Source organism: Lederbergia sp. B243.17 (assembly GCF_057657925.1).
The window spans coordinates 109,669-129,440 of the sequence record NZ_JBWBKF010000097.1 but is presented as its reverse complement, the minus strand read 5'-3'; the positions used below and the strand labels follow the sequence as shown (position 1 = coordinate 129,440).

Annotated in this window: 19 protein-coding genes, 1 tRNA gene and 1 pseudogene; 16 read left to right on the top strand and 5 right to left on the bottom strand. The window is 48.0% G+C overall.

Annotation, left to right across the window (positions count from 1 at the left end):
• Positions 1-77: 77 nt before the first annotated feature.
• Complete coding sequence (locus AC0TWI_RS20810) at positions 78-587, bottom strand: DUF6147 family protein (protein WP_488128257.1); 510 nt, start codon at positions 585-587, stop codon at positions 78-80.
• A gap of 295 nt (positions 588-882) precedes the next feature.
• On the opposite strand from AC0TWI_RS20810, the gene AC0TWI_RS20805 reads away from it, so the two are divergent.
• The 6 genes from AC0TWI_RS20805 (at position 883) to AC0TWI_RS20780 (ending at position 5,374) form a co-directional block, all read left to right on the top strand.
• The gene (locus AC0TWI_RS20805; RefSeq protein WP_488128256.1) at positions 883-1,338 is read left to right on the top strand and encodes a MarR family winged helix-turn-helix transcriptional regulator; all 456 of its coding nucleotides are present in this window, start codon (positions 883-885) and stop codon (positions 1,336-1,338) included.
• Between the two features lie 13 nt (positions 1,339-1,351).
• Positions 1,352-2,170: a glutamate racemase gene (racE, locus tag AC0TWI_RS20800; RefSeq protein ID WP_488128255.1), complete on the top strand. Its 819-nt coding sequence runs from the start codon at positions 1,352-1,354 to the stop codon at positions 2,168-2,170.
• A gap of 104 nt (positions 2,171-2,274) precedes the next feature.
• A complete protein-coding gene (locus AC0TWI_RS20795) occupies positions 2,275-3,339 on the top strand; it encodes a GerMN domain-containing protein (RefSeq protein WP_488128254.1) in 1,065 nt (354 codons plus the stop codon).
• Between the two features lie 162 nt (positions 3,340-3,501).
• Positions 3,502-4,260, top strand: a complete 759-nt coding sequence (gene rph, locus AC0TWI_RS20790; RefSeq protein WP_488128253.1) for a ribonuclease PH — start codon at positions 3,502-3,504, stop codon at positions 4,258-4,260.
• Positions 4,257-4,862, top strand: a complete 606-nt coding sequence (locus tag AC0TWI_RS20785) for an XTP/dITP diphosphatase (protein ID WP_488128252.1) — start codon at positions 4,257-4,259, stop codon at positions 4,860-4,862. Before rph ends, AC0TWI_RS20785 begins: the two co-directional genes overlap by 4 nt.
• Positions 4,863-4,867: 5 nt before the next feature.
• Positions 4,868-5,374 carry a metallophosphoesterase gene (locus AC0TWI_RS20780; protein ID WP_488128251.1) on the top strand — a complete coding sequence of 169 codons (507 nt, stop codon included), beginning with the start codon at positions 4,868-4,870 and terminating at the stop codon, positions 5,372-5,374.
• A gap of 174 nt (positions 5,375-5,548) precedes the next feature.
• Here AC0TWI_RS20780 and AC0TWI_RS20775 read toward each other — a convergent pair.
• The 3 genes and pseudogenes from AC0TWI_RS20775 to AC0TWI_RS20765 all read right to left on the bottom strand — a co-directional run.
• A tRNA-Arg gene (locus tag AC0TWI_RS20775) sits at positions 5,549-5,622 on the bottom strand.
• A gap of 115 nt (positions 5,623-5,737) precedes the next feature.
• Complete coding sequence (locus tag AC0TWI_RS20770; protein ID WP_488128250.1) at positions 5,738-6,073, bottom strand: L,D-transpeptidase; 336 nt, start codon at positions 6,071-6,073, stop codon at positions 5,738-5,740.
• 192 nt (positions 6,074-6,265) lie between these two features.
• Positions 6,266-6,355 (bottom strand): annotated as a pseudogene (locus AC0TWI_RS20765) (YjcZ family sporulation protein); the annotation flags it as partial.
• 183 nt (positions 6,356-6,538) lie between these two features.
• Between AC0TWI_RS20765 and AC0TWI_RS20760 the strand changes: the two are divergent.
• From AC0TWI_RS20760 to yihA, 8 genes are all read left to right on the top strand, one after another.
• Positions 6,539-6,754 carry a hypothetical protein gene (locus tag AC0TWI_RS20760; RefSeq protein WP_488128249.1) on the top strand — a complete coding sequence of 72 codons (216 nt, stop codon included), beginning with the start codon at positions 6,539-6,541 and terminating at the stop codon, positions 6,752-6,754.
• Between the two features lie 71 nt (positions 6,755-6,825).
• Positions 6,826-7,707, top strand: a complete 882-nt coding sequence (locus tag AC0TWI_RS20755; RefSeq protein ID WP_488128248.1) for a thermonuclease family protein — start codon at positions 6,826-6,828, stop codon at positions 7,705-7,707.
• 149 nt (positions 7,708-7,856) lie between these two features.
• Positions 7,857-8,858, top strand: a complete 1,002-nt coding sequence (locus AC0TWI_RS20750; RefSeq protein WP_488128247.1) for a tetratricopeptide repeat protein — start codon at positions 7,857-7,859, stop codon at positions 8,856-8,858.
• Positions 8,859-9,013: 155 nt separating this feature from the next.
• On the top strand, positions 9,014-10,303 hold the full coding sequence (gene tig, locus AC0TWI_RS20745) for a trigger factor (protein ID WP_488128246.1): 1,290 nt from the start codon (positions 9,014-9,016) through the stop codon (positions 10,301-10,303).
• 344 nt (positions 10,304-10,647) lie between these two features.
• The gene (gene clpX / locus AC0TWI_RS20740) at positions 10,648-11,901 is read left to right on the top strand and encodes an ATP-dependent protease ATP-binding subunit ClpX (RefSeq protein WP_488128245.1); all 1,254 of its coding nucleotides are present in this window, start codon (positions 10,648-10,650) and stop codon (positions 11,899-11,901) included.
• Positions 11,902-12,090: 189 nt separating this feature from the next.
• Positions 12,091-13,740, top strand: coding sequence for an ATP-dependent protease LonB (lonB, locus tag AC0TWI_RS20735; RefSeq protein WP_488128244.1), 1,650 nt, complete (start codon positions 12,091-12,093; stop codon positions 13,738-13,740).
• Between the two features lie 176 nt (positions 13,741-13,916).
• Entirely contained in the window at positions 13,917-16,202 is a 2,286-nt protein-coding gene (gene lon, locus AC0TWI_RS20730) for an endopeptidase La (protein WP_488128426.1), read from the top strand.
• Positions 16,189-16,776, top strand: coding sequence for a ribosome biogenesis GTP-binding protein YihA/YsxC (yihA, locus tag AC0TWI_RS20725; protein WP_488128243.1), 588 nt, complete (start codon positions 16,189-16,191; stop codon positions 16,774-16,776). Before lon ends, yihA begins: the two co-directional genes overlap by 14 nt.
• A gap of 72 nt (positions 16,777-16,848) precedes the next feature.
• On the opposite strand, the gene AC0TWI_RS20720 is transcribed toward yihA, so the two are convergent.
• Positions 16,849-17,331: a LiaI-LiaF-like domain-containing protein gene (locus AC0TWI_RS20720; RefSeq protein WP_488128242.1), complete on the bottom strand. Its 483-nt coding sequence runs from the start codon at positions 17,329-17,331 to the stop codon at positions 16,849-16,851.
• A 221-nt stretch (positions 17,332-17,552) separates the two neighbouring features.
• On the opposite strand from AC0TWI_RS20720, the gene hemA reads away from it, so the two are divergent.
• Both hemA and AC0TWI_RS20710 read left to right on the top strand, forming a co-directional pair.
• The gene (gene hemA / locus AC0TWI_RS20715) at positions 17,553-18,908 is read left to right on the top strand and encodes a glutamyl-tRNA reductase (RefSeq protein ID WP_488128241.1); all 1,356 of its coding nucleotides are present in this window, start codon (positions 17,553-17,555) and stop codon (positions 18,906-18,908) included.
• 9 nt (positions 18,909-18,917) lie between these two features.
• Entirely contained in the window at positions 18,918-19,751 is an 834-nt protein-coding gene (locus AC0TWI_RS20710) for a cytochrome c biogenesis protein (protein WP_488128240.1), read from the top strand.
• Positions 19,752-19,772: the final 21 nt, after the last annotated feature.

Sequence of the window (19,772 nt, the reverse complement as noted above, 5' to 3'; positions counted from 1 at the left end):
TAAAAAAGGCTGTAGACAAACTCCGAAATGTCGGGAATTTGACTACAGCCAGAGCAGGCATAACAGAGCCTGTTTTTTTACTTTGTTTCTACATAAGAGCTGATGCTTGTTTTTTCTTCAACAACGCCTGCGTTAAGCACTCTGTGAACAACGCGGAGCCTGTAAATTTCACCCTTTACTACGCTCAGGTCCTTAGAAGTGGAGACATAGGAAGAAAGATATTGCGTAGTCGTACCTGTATTAAGGACAGTGACCCACTGACCTTTTGGGGAATCCCATTTTTCCAGGTACGGGGTTACGGAGATGCTGTCAACGGGCTGATAGGCCCTTGTATTCGCCGTAATATGTAGCTTAGTGCTGCCGGCTACCTGAATCGTACTTGAACCGCTCATCAAGTATTTCAAGGCTTGAATGTCGATGTTTCCTGTCGATCCATAGCCGATCTTGCCCGCTGCTTGTTGGCTGCTTTCCAGGGACTTCACTTGCTCAAGGTCTCCCTCAGCAAATGCTTGCGTACTGATACATGAAGTGCTAAGCGCCAACGCCAATGCGAGCATTCCACCGGCTTTCTTCCATTTTCCCATCATTCTCCCACACTCCTTTTCATCTTTTCATAGTCTTTGACGATTAATAGGATAAAAATGTTTCGATTATTCTGCGTAATGGTTGAAAACCATACTTTTTACCTATTGAGTGGTGAAGAAAATGGTATTTTTTTCAAATTGTTAGTTGAAAAGCGAAAACTTCTTGTGTTTTTGGAGGAAAAGGGCGACAATGCTTATAATATGACTCTTCGGGAGCCGAAAGGGATTAATTTATGATTTTATCCCGACCAATGTACTTCCGAGAGGAATGGGAAATTTTTTAGGGGGTTGTGAGAACATGATCGAAAACGGATCGCAGCTGCACAACGCTGAAATAGTAGCAGAATTAGAGAAAGATTTACGATATATTTCCGCCATCATCAAGCAGAAAGGGCGGGAGCTTCTAAGTGATTATTCCATTACGCCGCCCCAGTTTGTCGCACTCCAGTTGCTGTTCGAAGAGGGCGATATGACGATCGGCGAGCTGTCCAATAAAATGTATCTTGCCTGCAGCACAACAACGGACTTGATTGACCGGATGGAGAAAAAAGAACTTGTTGTCAGAGTGCGGAGCCCGAAAGACCGCCGTGTTGTTCATATCCATCTTTTGGACAAGGGCAAGGAAATGATTGATGAAGTGATTGGGAAAAGGCAGGACTATTTGCAGGAAGTGTTGATTGACTTCACCGAAGATGAAGTTTTAAAATTAAGGAATAATTTAGCGAAGCTGCATCAAGACATGCGCAAAGAGTAAGGCGGGAATCAATTTGGAAAGGCCAATCGGAGTAATTGATTCCGGAGTCGGCGGGCTGACCGTGGCGAGGGAAATCATGCGGCAGATGCCGAACGAAATTATATATTATTTAGGGGACACAGCCAGATGTCCGTATGGCCCCCGGACAGAGGAAGAGGTCCGGACCTTCACTTGGCAAATGGCGGAGTACCTGTTGCAGAAAAACATTAAGATGCTTGTCATCGCCTGCAATACGGCGACAGCAGTTGTATTGGATGAAATGAGGAAGACGCTTCCGATCCCGGTGCTCGGTGTCATCGCTCCTGGTTCGAGAGCGGCACTTAAGGTGACCCAAAGCGGAAATATCGGCGTGCTGGGGACAATCGGAACGATCAACAGTCTGGCCTATGTCCGCGAGCTGAAATCGATCAACCATTTGGTACAGGTGACGCAGCTTGCCTGTCCAAAGTTTGTTCCGATTGTGGAGAGCATCGAGTATGAAAGCGATGTGGCCAAGAGAGTTGTAGATGAAACACTCGAGCCGCTGAAGGAGACGGGGATTGACACCCTTATATTAGGGTGTACGCATTACCCGCTTCTTCAGCCGTTGATTGAAAGCTCAATGGGTTCGGCTGTAAAGGTGATCAGTTCAGGAGATGAAACCGCCCAGGAGGCGGGCGCAATACTTGATTATCGGCAATTGCTGAATCTTTCCCCTGAACCACCGCAGCATAAGTTTTATACGACAGGTTCGAAGGCGATCTTTAATCGGATTGCCTCCAATTGGCTCGGCAGCAGTAAACTTTGTGTCAATACGATCAAATTGGGAAAACATCAGAAGATTGAAGGCTGAAGCAGGGGGATTCCCTGCTTCTTTTTATTTATCACCAAACAAGGTCTATCCTGCAGAGAGGGCTCGTATACATGGAGTACAAACTGTTTCAGGAGGGGTGCGAAATGTCAAAACGGGCAAAAGTGGCCGCAGGTTCGGCGATCGTGCTGGCAGCAAGTGTCGTCTTGTCGGGCTGCGGGCTTTTTGAAAAAGGAAAAGAAAGCATTGACCCGCCAAAGGAAGTATCAATTTTAAAGGAAAATGAGAAATTGGATGTTTCTGATATAGAAACAACTGGTGAGGCAACGGCAAATACGGTAATGAGGGATTTGTACCTTGTCGACAAGCACGGCTATGTCGTCTCTCAGTCCGTACCGCTGCCTCAGACAGAAAGTGTGGCGAAACAAGCCCTCCAATACCTTGTATCTGACGGGCCGGTTACCGAACTTCTGCCGAATGGCTTCAGAACGGTGATTCCTGCCGGAACGGAAGTCGATGTAGCGGTCCAGAAAGATGGCAAGGCCGTTGTTGATTTTTCCGAGGAATTCGCTGCCTATAATCCGGCGGACGAGCTGAAAATCCTTCAGTCGATCACATGGACGTTGACCCAGTTTGACTCGATTGACCGTGTTGAGCTTCAGGTTAACGGATATCCGCTGACAGAAATGCCGGTAGATGGTACCCCGATCAGTGAGCAGGGGCTGTCAAGAGCGGATGGTATTAATGCAGAGGCTGCTGCTGTTGCAGATATTACCAATACAAGACCGATGACGGTCTATTACTTAGCGCAGGCGGATGATGAGCCATATTATGTTCCTGTGACGACACGTGTCGCCAATACGGAACGGGATGATGCAACTGCAGTTGTCCAGCAGCTCGCTTCCGGTCCGGACCTTGACTATGCTCTTGTGAGCGGATTTATCGGTGATGTAAAATTGGTCGACAAGCCGAGCATTGACGAAAATGGCACGATTACACTGAATTTCAATGAGGATTTCATGGAAAACAGCGCCAGCAAAATGATCTCCGATGAGGCGCTGCAGTCGCTCGTCCTCTCACTTACGGAGCTGCCGGGCATAAAAGGTGTTTCAATCCTTGTAAATGGCAGTCAAGAGATTGTCAATGAACAGGGAGAGCCTTTAACAGCACCGGTTATGCGCCCGGAAAAGGTGAACAAGGGAAGCTTATAGGGAAATTAACAGAAACTTGGCGGACTAAAGCGCCTCTGCCTGTTTAGCCTGGGGAAAATTTGATATACTAAGTAAAAATAGAAGGGGTGGGCCATTGCCGCCTCTTTTTCATTTTTAATGAACCCTGGCAGCAGGTTTCTAGACTAAAGGAGGAAGCTGACATTGCGTATTGATGAACGAGAAGCGGCTGAGCTGAGGCCGGTACATATAGAAACGGACTATTTAAAACACCCGGAAGGATCTGTTCTGATCACGGTCGGTGACACGAAGGTCATTTGCACTGCAAGCATTGAAGAGCGCGTACCGCCTTTCATGCGGGGCGAGGGGAAAGGGTGGATTACCGCCGAATATTCAATGTTGCCGCGGGCGACGGGCACACGAAATATCCGTGAATCTTCAAAGGGGAAAGTGTCGGGACGGACGATGGAAATTCAGCGGCTGATCGGCCGGGCGCTTCGGGCCGTCGTTGATCTGGAATCGATCGGTGAGCGTACCGTCTGGATCGACTGTGATGTTATCCAAGCGGATGGAGGAACGAGAACCGCATCAATTACCGGTGCATTCGTTGCCATGACTATGGCTCTTCATAGGTTATATGTTGAAAAGCGCCTTACCGCTTTTCCTGTAACGGACATGCTTGCTGCAGCGAGCGTTGGCATCAGCGGCGAAATGGGCATCATTCTTGATTTGAACTATGTGGAAGACAGTTCAGCGGAAGTGGATATGAATGTCGTCATGACGGGAAGAGGCGAGTTTGTTGAACTGCAGGGAACTGGCGAGGAATCAACGTTTACCGCTTCACAGCTTGCAGAAATGCTAAAAGCGGCGGAAAGCGGAATTCAGGAATTGATGAGCCGTCAGCGCGAGGCACTTGGTGAAATAGCAGATTTGATTCAAAGCGAGAAGGGTGAGGCTGAATGAGGGGCAAAGTGATCATTGCCACAAAAAACAAGGGGAAAGCAGCAGAGTTTTCAGCCCTGCTCTCTAAATATGGCCTCGAAGCAGTTACATTGTTGGATATGGAGGATGCTCCTGATATTGAAGAAACAGGATCGACATTCGAAGAAAATGCCATCTTGAAAGCAGAAGGGATTGCCGCGGTTACCGGTGAAATGGCGATTGCCGATGATTCCGGGCTTGTCATTGATGCACTCGGAGGCAGGCCAGGCATCTATTCGGCCCGTTATTCCGGTGAGGCAAAGGATGATGATCAAAATATTGATAAGGTGCTGGATGAGCTGAAGGATGTCCCGGATTCTCAGCGGACTGCCCGCTTCTACTGTGCCTTGGCCGTCGCTGCACCCGGCAAAAAGACTGTGACGGTCAGCGGACAATGTGAAGGGAGGATTCTTCACGCGCGAAAAGGCACAAACGGCTTCGGCTACGATCCGATTTTCTTTTTGCCTGACCGAAATTTATCAATGGCCGAACTGGCGGCTGAAGAAAAAAATAAAATCAGCCACCGGGCAGCCGCAATGAATAAATTGGCTCAAATCGGGGAAAGCGTGTTTGGAAAGGAGTGAGAGGAATGAAACTGCTTGTCGTCAGTGATAATCATGGGGATGAAGTGATTTTGCAGAAATTGGCGGATGAATATAGGGGCAAAGTGGATGCTATGATCCATTGCGGAGATTCTGAACTTCCAGCAAATCATGTCACCTTGTCTGTTTTCCATGGAGTGAAGGGAAACTGTGACATGGACGATCGGCTTCCAGGGGAAAAAGTGATCGAAATAGCAGGGAATATGATCCTTGTTGTGCATGGACATTTGCACGGAATTAAATCATCCTTGCAAAATGTCGCATACAGGGCCAGGGAGGCAGGGGCCGAATTCGTCTTTTTCGGCCATTCTCATCTGCTCGGCGCAGAAAAAATTGGAGAAACGGTATTCGTCAATCCAGGCAGCATTTCGCTGCCGCGCGGAGGCAATCCAAAAACTTACGCTCTAGTTGAAGAGGCTGAAGGTAGGGTCTCTGTCCGCTTTTATAATGAGAGGCATGAATTGGTAGACGAAGCGATTTTCCAAAAGGTATAAACATGAATGGGCCGCCCAGAAAGTCATGGAAAGTTGAACTCCTGTGGCAGGCCCATTTCTTGTATTGGTATTTTTCAATAACAACATTTATAGTATCCTAAAAACGATTCGCCAGTTTTCTACTATCAAAACAAAGAGACCTCGTCATCTTGCATGACGAGGTCTCTTATGTAGCGTCCCAGGCAGGATTCGAACCTGCGACCCACAGCTTAGAAGGCTGTTGCTCTATCCTGCTGAGCTACTGGGACATATATGTAATTGTTCAAGGACATTTTTTATTATATGACGGAGGATCGCGAAAGTCAACACCTTTTAGTAAAAAATATGAGAGACAGCCTCCGTACGGGCAGGAGGCCGATTGTTTTATCGGTGTATGACCACTGACGTCCCGACCGAAACCCTAGACGACAAATCAAGCACGTCCCGGTTGTGCATCCGGATGCATCCCTTCGAAACTTTTTTCCCGATTGACGCTGGGTTGTTTGTTCCATGGATGCCGTAGTGCGGGGCAGACAGTCCCATCCAGAGGACACCGAACGGTCCGCCGGGATTCTTTTGTTTATTGATGATTTTATACGTACCGGAAGGGGTGGGCGTTAACATTTTCCCGATTCCGATCGGATATGCTTTAATCAGCCGGTTTCCATCAAACAGTTTCAGCTGGTGCCGGGAAGTCGATATATCAATCCATTTTGCCATTGTTCCATCTCCGCTTTTTCAATAGTGTATGAACCTATTCGAAAAATCGTTCATCCCCAGACTGTAATGAGAAAAAGAAACAAGGCCGCCCTTAGAAGGAACGGTCCTTGAAAAACAGCTGTCTTCTATTCGTTATTAATAAACTCCTCCATATCCTCCGTATCCGTATCCGCCATACCCGCCATAGCCGTCAACATAAGCGGCACCGACGATGATCAGCAAAATAAAGAGGACAACCAGCAAAGCAAAGCCTGAGCCGCAACCAAATCCGCCTGCACTCATGCAAATTCCCTCCTTCCAACTAGGGTCATTTCATCATATGTAGCCCCCTCCAAATGGTTTGCCCAAAATAAAGGATGAGAGAATTTTTCCTGATCATCCAATCATTATATAAGAACATTAGTTTGTATATAGAACGTATATTCGCGTATAATAAAGAGAGAAATGAAGCGGAGGAGAGACGAAATGAAGAATCTTCTAAGCCGGGGAGAACAGTCGGGTGAAGCGATCGAAATCATCTATTTAGCAGAGTCGGGCGAGATCACACAACGCTGCATTAAAGTGCTGAAGATGACGGAGTCCTTCGTAAAAGCATACTGCTTTACGAAAAGGCAGTATCGGGTCTTTAAGCTGGGCAATATTCTTTCTGCGGCACCGGCCAGGGTTCAAAAAGGAGCCTAAAGACCCTAAAGACAAGATTTGCTTTCTTTGGTATGATACGGACAGTCATACAACAGGAAGGAACATTCAACATGAAAAAAATGAATACGTGGATACACTTGAGAAAGCTTACGGTCAAAAATGCCCCAAAGAGCACTTTCTTGGGAGTGGCAGTTGCCATACTTTTGACGTCGTCGCTGCTGGCTGCCTGTACAGCAAGTGAGCCGCAAGAAAAAACTGCATCAGCGCCGGCCGTAAACCAGGAGCAGAAGCCGAGAGAAATGAAGCCTGAAGCTGGAAGCGGATCTCAAAAGGAGATACGAAACACATCCTCATCTGTCAACACATCTGGTACAACGAGCAAAATATCGGTTCCGCTTATCAAGGTAATTGACGGTGATACGATTAAAATAATGTATGAAGGCAAAGAAAAGAATTTGCGCTACCTGCTGATTGATACTCCCGAGACGAATCATCCCCGCCTTGGGAAGCAGCCGTTTGGGGAAGAAGCGAAAGAACGGAACCGGCAGCTGCTTGAAAGCGGGGAACTGACGATCGAGTTTGACATCGGGCAGAGAATCGATAAATACGACAGGCTCCTTGCCTATGTATATGTGGATGGAGAAAGTGTCCAGGAGACATTGCTTAAGGAAGGACTCGCCCGCGTTGCCTACGTTTATCCGCCAAACACCCGTTATTTGACTTCATTTGAGAAGGCGCAGACCGTCGCCAAAAGCCAGGGGATCGGCATTTGGTCCGTTGAAAATTATGCAACGGATTCCGGTTTCGATACAGATGTAATTGAACAGCCAGAGCAGAAAACCCCTGTCCAGCAGAAAGAAACGACCAAAAACGAGTATTATCAAAATTGTACGGAACTGAGGAAGGTTTATCCGAACGGAGTCCCGGAAGGACATCCTGCCTACCAGTCGAAAATGGATCGGGATAAAGACGGATATGCATGTGAACGGTAAGAAAAAGGCGGGGGAAAACGGTTCTGTTTCCCCTGCCTTTTCTCTGCTCGGAGCAAGAGGAGATTCAATCCATGCTTCTTCTTGCATTCTGTGCTTGAAGCCGTCAAAATGGCAGAAGAGAACGTACTAAAACAAGGCAGGCGGTTAGAATGAAAAAAAACGACAAGCAGAATCAGGATAATATCATTCCATTTCCCGGCCTGGAAAAGCGCCTGTATGAGAAAGGGCTCGAACTGATGGAAGTATCCGAGTTCGGTCAGGCAGCGGACATCCTGCGCCAGGCTGCTGCGCTTTTACCCTCTGACGCTCAGGTTGCCGTCGCTTATCTCGTCGCTCTATATGAATACCGGGACTATGAAGAAGCGAAAAATGTTGCGGAGAACCTCCTTCATGAAGGGATAGGGGATTATTACGACATTATCGATATATATTTGATGATCCTCATCCAATCCGGAGAGCATCAGCAGGTGATCCATACGATAGAAAGCCTGTTTGAAGAACGGGAAGTTCCTCCGGAAAAATATGAGCATCTGTCTTCTTTGCTGCAATTAAGCAAAAAAGTAGCGGAAAATGGCAGCAGGAAAGAGGAGGAGGATGGAGCGCTGCTCGAACTGGAGGGCCGGTCTGTCCACGAACAGGCACTGATCATCGGCAGCTTGACGGATCGGAACATCCGGCCTTATTTGAACGTACTTCTCCGTCTCCTCGCATCTGAGGACAGTCATCCTTTTATTCAGACGATTGCCTTGAATGTTCTGAGGGAGCATGGAATAGACAATAAAATCAGAGTAAAGAAGCTGGCTTACAGTGGTGAAATTGTACCGGCAGAACTTCCCGGCATTCCGGAAATGCCATCCCTGAAAGCTGTCCTGGCACGATTAAACTCGGCGCTGGCCGATGAAAACCCTGTTTTGCTGAACCAGCTTGGAAGCATGGCCGCCCGTCATTTCTTCCTCCTGTATCCTTTTGGGCCGGAAGAGGAGGAGGCACCTCTCTGGGCTGCCGCTTATCTTGCCATTGGGATGGAGCTATACGGAGAAGACTGGGACAAGGAGAAGCTCGCCGAGGAATATTCAGTTGAACCTGGGCAAATCCTTGCCATGATCGACCATTTAAACTCCCTGGAGCAAATTTCTTCGCCAATCGTATAGGTTCCCTTCTTGAAAGGATGGGAACCTATGTTATAATATAATGGTTATGCCGCACTTGGTATGAAACATTGGACGGGAAGTAACTTACATACTAAAATGGCTGAAACGCTAACTAGTAGATAAGGCAATGAATATATTTTTGGAGGTAAACATTTATGTCAGCAAAGTGGGAAAAGTTAGAAGGCAATCAAGGAGTTTTAACTGTAGAAGTAGGAGCGGACAAAGTCAAAGAAGGCCTTGACGCTGCATTCAAAAAAGTATCAAAGCAATTGAACATCCCTGGTTTCCGTAAAGGAAAAATTCCTCGTTCACTATTTGAACAGCGCTTTGGTGCAGAATCCCTATACCAAGACGCGTTGGATGTCATCCTTCCAGATGCATATGCAACTGCAGTGGAAGAAACAGGCATCAAGCCGGTTGACCGTCCGGAAATTGACATCGAGCAAATGGAAAAAGGCAAGGATCTAATTTTCAAGGCAACAGTAACAGTAATGCCTGAAGTAAAATTAGGGGATTACAAAGGCCTTGAAGTGGAAAAGATGGATGCTGAAGTATCCGATGAAGATGTAGAAGAAGAATTGAAGACACTTCAAGAGCGCCATGCTGAACTCGTTGTAAAAGAAGAAGGAGCTGCAGCTGAAGGCGACACAGTTGTCATCGACTTTGAAGGCTTTGTTGACGGAGAAGCATTCGAAGGCGGAAAATCCGAGAACTATTCCCTTGAGCTGGGATCCGGTTCATTCATCCCTGGGTTTGAAGAGCAAGTGGTTGGAATGGAATCAGGAGCAGAGAAAGATATCGAATTGACATTCCCTGAGGAATACCATGCAGCTGAGCTTGCAGGCAAGCCGGCAACTTTCAAAGTGAAATTGCACGAAATCAAAGCAAAAGAACTTCCAGAGCTTGACGATGAATTCGTGAAAGACGTTGATGAGGAAGCAGAAACTCTAGATCAACTAAAAGCTTCCATCAAAGAGCGCTTGACGACTGGAAGACAAAACGAATCCGAGCAGAAATACCGCGATGCGCTTGTTGAGAAAGCGACAGAAAATGCGGAAATCGATCTTCCTGAAGTGATGGTTGATGCAGAGGTTGACCGCATGCTTCAAGAATTCGAACAACGCCTGCAAATGCAAGGAATGAATCTTGAACTTTACTTCCAATTCTCCGGTCAGGATGAAGCAGCACTTCGCGGCCAAATGAAAGAGGATGCTGAGAAGCGTGTTCGCATGAACCTCACACTTGAAGCGATCGCTGATGCGGAAAATCTTGAGGCGTCTGAAGAAGATGTTGAAAAAGAACTGAATAACATGGCGGAAATGTACAACATGCCATTGGATGAAATCAAAAAAATCCTTGGCACAAACATGGATAACCTGAAGTCCGATTTGAGAGTGCAAAAAGCTGTTGAGTTCCTCGTGGAAAACAGCAAAGCCGGCAAATAATCCGGATCCATCTTTGACTGGGAATTGGGCGGCACACCAGCCGCCCGGCCCTTAAGTACAGACATATAAAATAGAACAAGGCACGGTTCAGCTCGTGCCTTGTTTTATAACATCCAAAACATACATACGATTCTGCAGAAAACATATCATAAAAGAAGAGTAAATTTGCTTTTTTCGGGAAACTCTGAAGTAATCCATAATTAAAACCGTTTTTATGGTTGAGAGGAATAAATTATGGTACAATGCAATACATAACTATTCCTCATCGGCAAAATAATGGTGGAAACCTGTTGTTTTGCAAGTCATCCAATCCTATGGATAGTTATTTTTAAGGGGTGAGAATATTGTTTAAGTTCAATGATGAAAAAGGACAGCTTAAATGTTCTTTTTGCGGCAAGACACAAGATCAGGTCCGTAAACTGGTCGCTGGTCCTGGTGTATATATATGTGACGAATGTATCGAACTCTGCACGGAAATCGTGGAGGAAGAGCTTGGTACAGAAGAAGAAGTCGAGTTCAAGGATATTCCGAAGCCACGGGAAATCCGCGAAATTCTTGGCGAATATGTAATTGGTCAGGAAAAGGCAAAGAAGTCGCTCGCTGTTGCTGTTTATAATCACTATAAGCGGATTAACTCGAACAGCAAAATTGACGATGTCGAACTGGCGAAAAGTAATATTTGCCTGATCGGGCCGACAGGAAGCGGGAAAACCCTCCTTGCCCAGACGCTCGCGCGTATTTTGAATGTGCCATTCGCAATTGCGGATGCTACTTCCCTGACAGAAGCCGGCTATGTCGGCGAGGACGTTGAAAATATTCTGCTCAAGCTGATCCAGGCAGCAGACTATGACGTCGAAAAAGCGGAGCGCGGCATTATCTATATCGATGAAATCGATAAAGTGGCCCGCAAATCTGAAAATCCGTCAATTACCCGCGATGTATCCGGAGAAGGTGTCCAGCAAGCATTGCTGAAAATTCTTGAAGGAACGGTTGCTAGCGTGCCGCCTCAAGGTGGGCGCAAGCATCCTCATCAGGAATTCATCCAAATCGATACAACGAACATTCTGTTCATCTGTGGCGGAGCGTTCGACGGCATCGATCAGATTATCAAGCGCCGTCTTGGCCAGAAAGTGATCGGTTTCGGCGGAGAGGTCAAGCAGGAGGAAGTCGATGAAAAAGGATTGCTGACGAAGGTAGTTCCTGAAGACTTGCTTAAATTCGGCTTGATTCCTGAATTCATCGGCCGTCTTCCGGTTATTGCCAGCCTTGAGCAGCTTGACGAAGATGCGCTGATCCAAATTCTGACACAGCCGAAAAACGCATTGGTCAAGCAGTACCAGAAGATGCTTGAACTTGACAGCGTCGAGCTTGAATTTGATGATGAAGCACTCCACGAGATCGCCAAAAAAGCGATTGAGCGAAAAACGGGTGCCCGCGGACTGCGTTCGATCATCGAATTGATCATGCTTGATGTGATGTATGATCTTCCATCCCGTGAAGATATCAAGAAATGCATCATCACGAAAGAGGCCGTTCTCGATGAACAGCCGCCAAAACTTATCCTTGAAGATGGCACGGTACTGAAAGGCACTGCCTGATTCCCATATGTATGACAGGGCTGTCCTGGAGCGGCAACAATCGCTCTTTCGGGACAGCCCTGTTTTTCGGTTCGGCCATTTGGTGATTCAAAGGCAAGGACGTTCGTTCAGCCGTAAAAGAACGGTTTATTCCGAATCGGTCCCGGAGATACTAATGCATATCTTGACAGGCGACGAGGAGGATTTTTCATGAACTGGACAGTGCTAGTCTTATTTGTTCAATTGTTCTTTGGAATCGTAATTGGCATGTATTTTTTCAATCTGCTGAAGAGCCAGCGGACACAGAAAGTGACAATTGATAGAGAGTCGAAGAAAGAGATGGAAGCACTGAGGAAAATGCGGGCAATCCGCCTGACCGAGCCTCTTGCGGAGAAGGTCCGGCCAGCCTCATTTTCTGATATTGCCGGCCAGGAAGACGGCATCAAGGCACTGAGGGCAGCGTTATGCGGCCCGAATCCGCAGCACGTGATCATATACGGCCCGCCTGGTGTCGGAAAGACCGCTGCCGCCCGTCTAGTCTTAGAGGAAGCGAAAAGAAACGCCAAATCTCCCTTCCGCAAAGATGCGATTTTCGTTGAGCTTGATGCGACCACCGCTCGTTTTGATGAAAGAGGGATTGCCGATCCGCTAATTGGATCTGTTCATGACCCAATTTATCAAGGGGCAGGTGCAATGGGCCAGGCAGGAATTCCCCAGCCGAAGCAAGGAGCGGTTTCCAATGCGCATGGTGGGGTATTGTTTATTGATGAAATTGGGGAATTGCATCCAATCCAGATGAATAAGTTATTGAAAGTGCTTGAAGACCGTAAAGTTTTTTTGGAAAGTGCGTATTATAGTGAGGAAAATACGCAAATCCCCGTCCATATCCATGAGATTTTCCAAAGAGGACTGCCGGCCGATTTCAGATTGGTAGGCGCTACAACGAGAACGCCGAATGAAATCCCCCCGGCCATTCGTTCCCGTTGTATGGAGGTGTTTTTCCGGGAGCTTGAACGGCATGAAATTGAGGCGGTTGCTAAAAATGCGGCGGATAAGGTGAAGCTTTCCATTGATGAAAGCGGGCTTGGCATCATCTCATCCTTTGCGCGGAATGGAAGGGAGGCGGTCAATATCGTACAAATTGCCGCTGGCCTTGCTATTACAGAAGACCGTCCGTTTATTCGCGATGAAGATCTAAATTGGATCATTGAATCAAGCCAGCTGACGCCAAGATGGGATCCGAAAATCTCTGCCAAGCCTGCAGTCGGCATTGTCAACGGTCTTGCCGTGACAGGTCCGAACACAGGCATGCTGCTTGAGCTGGAAGTGACCGTGATGCCTGCCCAAGAAAGAGGGAGCGTCATCATTACCGGCATAATAGAAGAAGAAAATATTAGCGGGCAGGGGAAATCGGTCAGGCGGAAGAGCATGGCGAAAGGGTCGATAGAAAATGTGATCACCGTCCTGCGCACGATGGGAGTTCCTGCCCACCAATATGATATCCATGTCAACTTCCCGGGAGGTGTGCCGATCGACGGGCCTTCTGCCGGAGTGACGATGGCAGCTGGCATTTACTCTGCCATCTATAAAATTCCCGTCAGTGCGAATATTGCCATGACAGGCGAAATCGGCATCCACGGGGACATTAAGCCTGTAGGGGGTGTCGCCGCCAAAGTAAGGGCGGCTGGTCTTGCAGGAGTAAAGACCGTTTTCATTCCGGCGGAAAACTGGCAGCCGGCTTTTGGCCAATGCCAGGATCTTGTCGTCGTTCCGGTTAAAAAACTGGAGGATGTCTTGTCCGCCGCCCTGGTAATGAACCATTCTTCGCAAGAAGGGGAAGCAGGAAAGAAGAGCGTATAGACCCCGCGTTTCCTGCCAGAAGGTTCGAAAAGCCTGTTTCTCGACATGCAGATGTACTTTAAGATAAAATTGTACAAAGACTCATGAAGGCCAGAATTTGCATGGGTAGTAATGTGGAGGTGTACGAATTGACGAAACAAACAGAGCCGTTGGTGCCTCTGCTGCCGCTAAGGGGAATGCTCGTATTCCCGACAATGGTTTTGCACCTGGATGTCGGAAGGGACCATTCGGTTCAGGCGCTTGAGCAGGCAATGCTTGCAGATCAGCTGATTTTTCTTACTTCCCAAAAGGATGTAGCGATAGATGAACCGGGCAAGGAAGATGTTTATCAAATGGGCACGCTGACAAAGGTCAAGCAGATGCTCAAATTGCCGAATGGCACGATCCGTGTGCTTGTAGAAGGACTGACCCGGGCGAAAATGCTCGAGTGGATCGATAATGAAACGTATATTTCGGCAAGCCTGGAACTTTATGAGGATGAAACGAAGAAGGACATCGAAGTGCAGGCGCTGATGCGGACAATGCTGGAGTACTTTGAACAATATATCAAGCTCTCTAAGAAAATATCCGCTGAAACATTTGCAACCGTTGCCGATATCGAAGAGCCCGGCAGGATGGCGGACATTATCGCATCCCATCTTCCGCTCAAGCTGCATGATAAGCAGGATATTCTGGAAACGATTGATGTTAAAGAACGCCTCGGTAAAGTGATCGAGACGATCCATAATGAAAAAGAAGTACTCAACCTGGAACGGAAAATCGGCCAGCGAGTAAAACAGTCAATGGAGCGAACACAAAAGGAATATTATTTGCGTGAGCAGATGAAAGCGATCCAGAAAGAACTGGGCGATAAAGAAGGCAAGACCGGCGAAGTGAGCGAGTTTGCAGAAAAAATCGAAAAGGCGGGCATGCCTGAGCATGTACAAAAATCCGCCCTTAAGGAATTGGACAGGTATGAAAAGATCCCTTCCACTTCTGCAGAAAGTGCCGTAATCCGTAATTATCTAGATTGGCTCGTGGCCTTGCCGTGGACAAAGGAAACGAAGGATGATCTGAACATCCACAAGGCGGAGAAGATTTTGGAACGCGATCATTACGGCTTGGAAAAAGTAAAGGAACGGGTTCTTGAATATTTGGCAGTCCAGCAGCTGACCAAATCGCTGCGCAGCCCGATTCTTTGCCTCGTCGGTCCTCCTGGTGTCGGTAAAACAAGCCTTGCCCGTTCAATCGCTGAATCGATGGGCCGGAATTTTGTCCGCATCTCGCTAGGCGGAGTCCGGGACGAATCGGAAATCCGTGGGCATCGCAGGACATACGTCGGCGCCATGCCTGGCCGGATCATCCAGGGGATGAAGCGGGCCGGCACGACCAATCCTGTATTCTTGCTTGATGAAATCGATAAAATGTCGAATGACTTCCGCGGAGATCCATCATCCGCAATGCTCGAAGTGCTGGATCCTGCACAGAACAGCACGTTCAGCGACCACTATATCGAAGAAACGTATGATCTGTCGAAAGTGATGTTTTTGGCGACGGCGAACGATCTCGCTTCCATTCCCGGCCCATTGCGGGACAGGATGGAAATCATCACCATACCGGGCTACACGGAACTGGAGAAGGTGAATATCGCCAAAAACCACCTGCTGCCGAAGCAGGTCGAGGAGCATGGATTGACGAAAAGCCAGCTACAATTCAAGGATGAGGCCCTCGTTATGCTCGTCCGCTATTACACGAGGGAAGCGGGTGTGCGGGAGCTGGAGCGCCAATTGGCCTCCATTTGCCGGAAGGCGGCGAAAATCATCGTTTCCGGCGAGAAGAAACGTGTCATTATTACTGAATCGTATTTGGAGGAGCTGCTTGGCAAAAAGAAGTATCATTATGGCCAGGCGGAGCTCGAAGATCAGGTCGGTGTGGCGACAGGGCTTGCTTATACGACCGTTGGCGGTGACACACTGCAAATTGAAGTTTCGCTTTCGCCAGGGAAAGGCAAGTTGATTTTGACCGGAAAGCTTGGAGACGTGATGAAGGAATCCGCACAGGCGGCTTTCAGCTATGTCCGCTCGAAGGCGGATGATCTGAAGCTGGATAAGGATTTCCATGAAAATTGCGATGTCCATATCCACGTTCCCGAAGGTGCTGTACCGAAGGACGGCCCGTCAGCGGGCATCACAATTGCGACGGCACTTGTGTCCGCTTTGACAGGAAGACCGATCAGGAAGGAAGTCGGCATGACTGGTGAAATTACGCTGCGCGGCCGCGTTTTGCCGATTGGCGGCCTGAAGGAGAAGTCGCTCAGTGCGCATCGTGCAGGGCTCCGGACAATTATCATGCCAAAAGGCAACGAGAAAGATATCGACGACATTCCAGAGAGTGTCCGGGAAGATTTAACCTTCGTTCCTGTATCGCATATGGACGAAGTATTGGAAACTGCATTGGCGGGTGGCAAAAATGAAAGTAAATAATGTTGAATTGATTATTAGCGGCGTTAGGCCGGAGCAATACCCTGAGAGCAGTCTGCCGGAATTTGCGTTGGCAGGCCGCTCCAATGTCGGAAAATCCTCTTTTATCAATAAAATGATCAATCGGAAGGCGATGGCCCGAACGTCCTCAAAGCCGGGGAAAACACAGACGCTCAATTTTTACAAAATTGAGGAGTCGCTGTTTTTCGTTGACGTTCCCGGTTACGGGTATGCCAAAGTATCGAAGAGCGAACGGGAAGCATGGGGCAGGATGATCGAGACGTATTTTGTCAGCAGGGAGCAGCTGTGCGCTGTCCTGCTGATCGTCGACCTGCGCCATCCGCCGACGAAGGACGATGTCATGATGTATGACTTTTTGAAGCATTATGAACTCCCGTGTCTTGTGGTGGCAACAAAAGCGGACAAGATTCCGCGCGGTAAATGGGAGAAGCATAAAAAGATCGCAAAGGAAACACTTGACCTTGAACCGGAAGATGAAATTATCGTTTTCTCCTCTGAGACAGGGGAAGGGAAAGATAATGTCTGGAATGCGCTAGGCAAGTGGATGAATGCCTGAAAATGGAAGATTAGCAGAATGGAAAAGAGGCAGCGGGCGACTGGGGGGAGATTCCCCTTTTCGCCCCTGCCTCTATTTTCCTTTTTTCATGATAAAGAAGATGCCGGCTCCAAGGAGGAGAAAGGGCAGGAGTTTTTCGGCGAGGGAGAGGTCATGGCCATGCTCAGCTGCCCAGGCTGCTCCCTTTTCGAAAAAAAGCAGAAGAACTGCAGAAGCGAAAAAAAGAATCCCGGGAAACAGGCCGGTTCCTGTTTTTACGTAGCTGAGCAAAAATCCGAGCCCGAGAACCAAAAGAAAAATACCTGCATGATCCGGCCAAACATCAAGCGCTGCTGCAATGTGGAAGTGCAGTCCCAAACCTGCAAGGATGACTCCCGGCAGGATGGCATTCCAGTCTTTTCCCCCATAAGCTTGGAAGAGAAAAGCCACTCCGGCTATGATCAGCAGCGACGGCCATGAGTATAACTGAGAGAACTGGGTAAAATACTGCTGAAGCAAAAAATAAGCCCCAAATCCGGCTAACATTACGCCGGCGAACAACGATTGTTTTTTCATCCATTCATCACCTAATCATCCGACCTTGTGTTTACACAATGAATTTGTTATGTTACATAAGGGAAAAAGTGTATTAGGGGGCAAGCAGCCTCCTCCTTAAGATAGTAACACAAAAAAGATGTTCTTTCGTTTTCTGTTCACAACTTTTTAGAATTCTTCTAATCTGGAGTGCTATAATAGAGGGAGTGCATTATTGATTTTTTGGAGGTGCTTTAGGCATCATGCATATAGTAGTTGTCGGATTAAATTACCAGACGGCATCGGTTGAGATGCGGGAGAAGCTCGCTTTTTCGGAAGCGGCACTGCCGGATGCGATGCAGTCATTGAAAAATAAAAAAAGCATATTGGAGAACATGATTGTTTCGACGTGCAATCGGACGGAAGTGTATGCAGTTGTCGACCAGCTTCATACCGGGCGATATTATATAAAAGAGTTTTTGTCCGAATGGTTTGGACTTCCGCAAGAGGAGTTTGCCGGCCATTTGTTCATACATGAAGAAAACCAGGCAGTAGAGCATCTGTTCAAAGTAGCGAGCGGCCTGAACTCCATGGTTCTTGGTGAGACGCAAATCCTTGGGCAGGTTCGCAGCAGCTTTCTGCTCGCACAGGAAAATGGCACAACCGGAACGGTATTCAATCATCTTGTTAAGCAGGCGATTGCTTTTGCGAAGAAGGCCCATTCAGAGACGGACATTGGCGCAAATGCCGTATCGGTCAGCTATGCTGCCGTCGAGCTTGCGAAAAAGGTGTTCGGAAGCCTGAAGGACAAGCATGTGCTCGTCATCGGCGCCGGGAAGATGGGACAGCTGGCGATCAAGAACTTGTACGGAAGCGGTGCGACCCGGGTGACGGTCATCAATCGGACCTTTGAAAAGGCGCAAACCCTCGCTGAGCAGTTTGACGGACAAGCGAAGTCGCTGCAGGAACTTCAGTGTGCGATTATGGAAGCGGACATCGTCATTTCTTCAACAGGGTCGGAAGGCTATGTCGTGACGAAAGAATCGCTCGCCTTCATCGAAAAAATGCGCCGGGGCAAGCCGCTTTTCATGGTGGATATTGCCGTGCCTCGTGATCTCGATCCTGCGCTATCCGAGCTCGAGAGTGTTTTCTTGTACGACATCGATGACCTGGAGGGAATCGTCGAAGCGAATCTCGCCGAGAGGGAAGTGGCGGCTGCCCGGATCATGAAGATGATCGCGGAGGAAATGGCTGCATTCCAAGAATGGCTGAACACGCTTGGTGTCGTGCCGGTCATTACGGCTCTCCGCGAAAAGGCCCTTTCCATCCAAGCGGAAACAATGGAGAGCATCGAAAGGAAAATGCCGGATCTGACAGCACGCGAGCGGAAAATCCTCAGCAAGCATACGAAGAGCATCATCAATCAGCTGCTGAAGGACCCGATCCTGCAGGTGAAGGAGTTTGCCGGCGATGCTGATGCGGAAGCGAAGATCGCCTTGTTCTCGCAAATATTTAACTTGGAGAAGGACGAAGACGAAGAGCAGGAACCCGTATTGGAAAAGGGTGCGAAGAAACATCGCCATCTCGCTCCTATCCATATGGCATCCTATCAGTCATAAGGTACCGCCATGGAAAATGTGATATTGGCAAGATTACCCGAAGCTGTCATTCCTATTTACGCGGTTTCAATCCTGCTGTACTTTATCGATTTCATCGAGCAGAACCGGAAGGCCAATCGCCTGGCCTTCCGGTTACTTGCGGTTGTTTGGATTTTACAGACTATTTTTCTTCTCGGATATATGTGGCAGACTGGGAGATTTCCGGTCCTGACCTTGTTCGAGGGGCTTTATTTTTATTCGTGGGTGCTGATCACCCTGTCGTTGGCGGTTCATAATCTCTTGAAGGTAGATTTCACCGTCTTTTTTATTAATCTATTGGGTTTTTGCTTGCTGGCGATTCATGCGTTCGCGCCGTTGCAGGGAACAGGTCCGCAGATGGGCGAACAGCTGATTTCCGAGCTGCTGATTATCCATATTACAATGGCGTTCCTGTCTTACGGGGCGTTCTCCTTGGCGGCTGTCGCCTCGATCCTCTACCTGATCCAATACAGGCTTTTGAAGGAGAAGAAATGGCAGACAAAAAGGGTATGGAGGCTCAGCGATTTAAGCAAGCTAGAGGCCGTTTCCCACGTATCGAATCTAGTTGGAGTGCCGATGCTGTTGCTGAGCCTGATACTTGGCTTGCGCTGGGCTTTCATTAAATTGCCCTCCTTCCATCTTTATGATCCGAAAATCATCGGCTCATTTGTTATTATACTTATATACGGCTTTATCATTTATCTACGGCTTAAGAAAGGGATATTCGGAAAAAGGCTGGCCGAATGGAATGCGCTCGCATTTCTGATCGTGCTGATCAATTTGTTTTTAACAAGCCGGTTATCTACTTTTCATATTTGGAATTAAATCATCGACTGGAGGCACGGG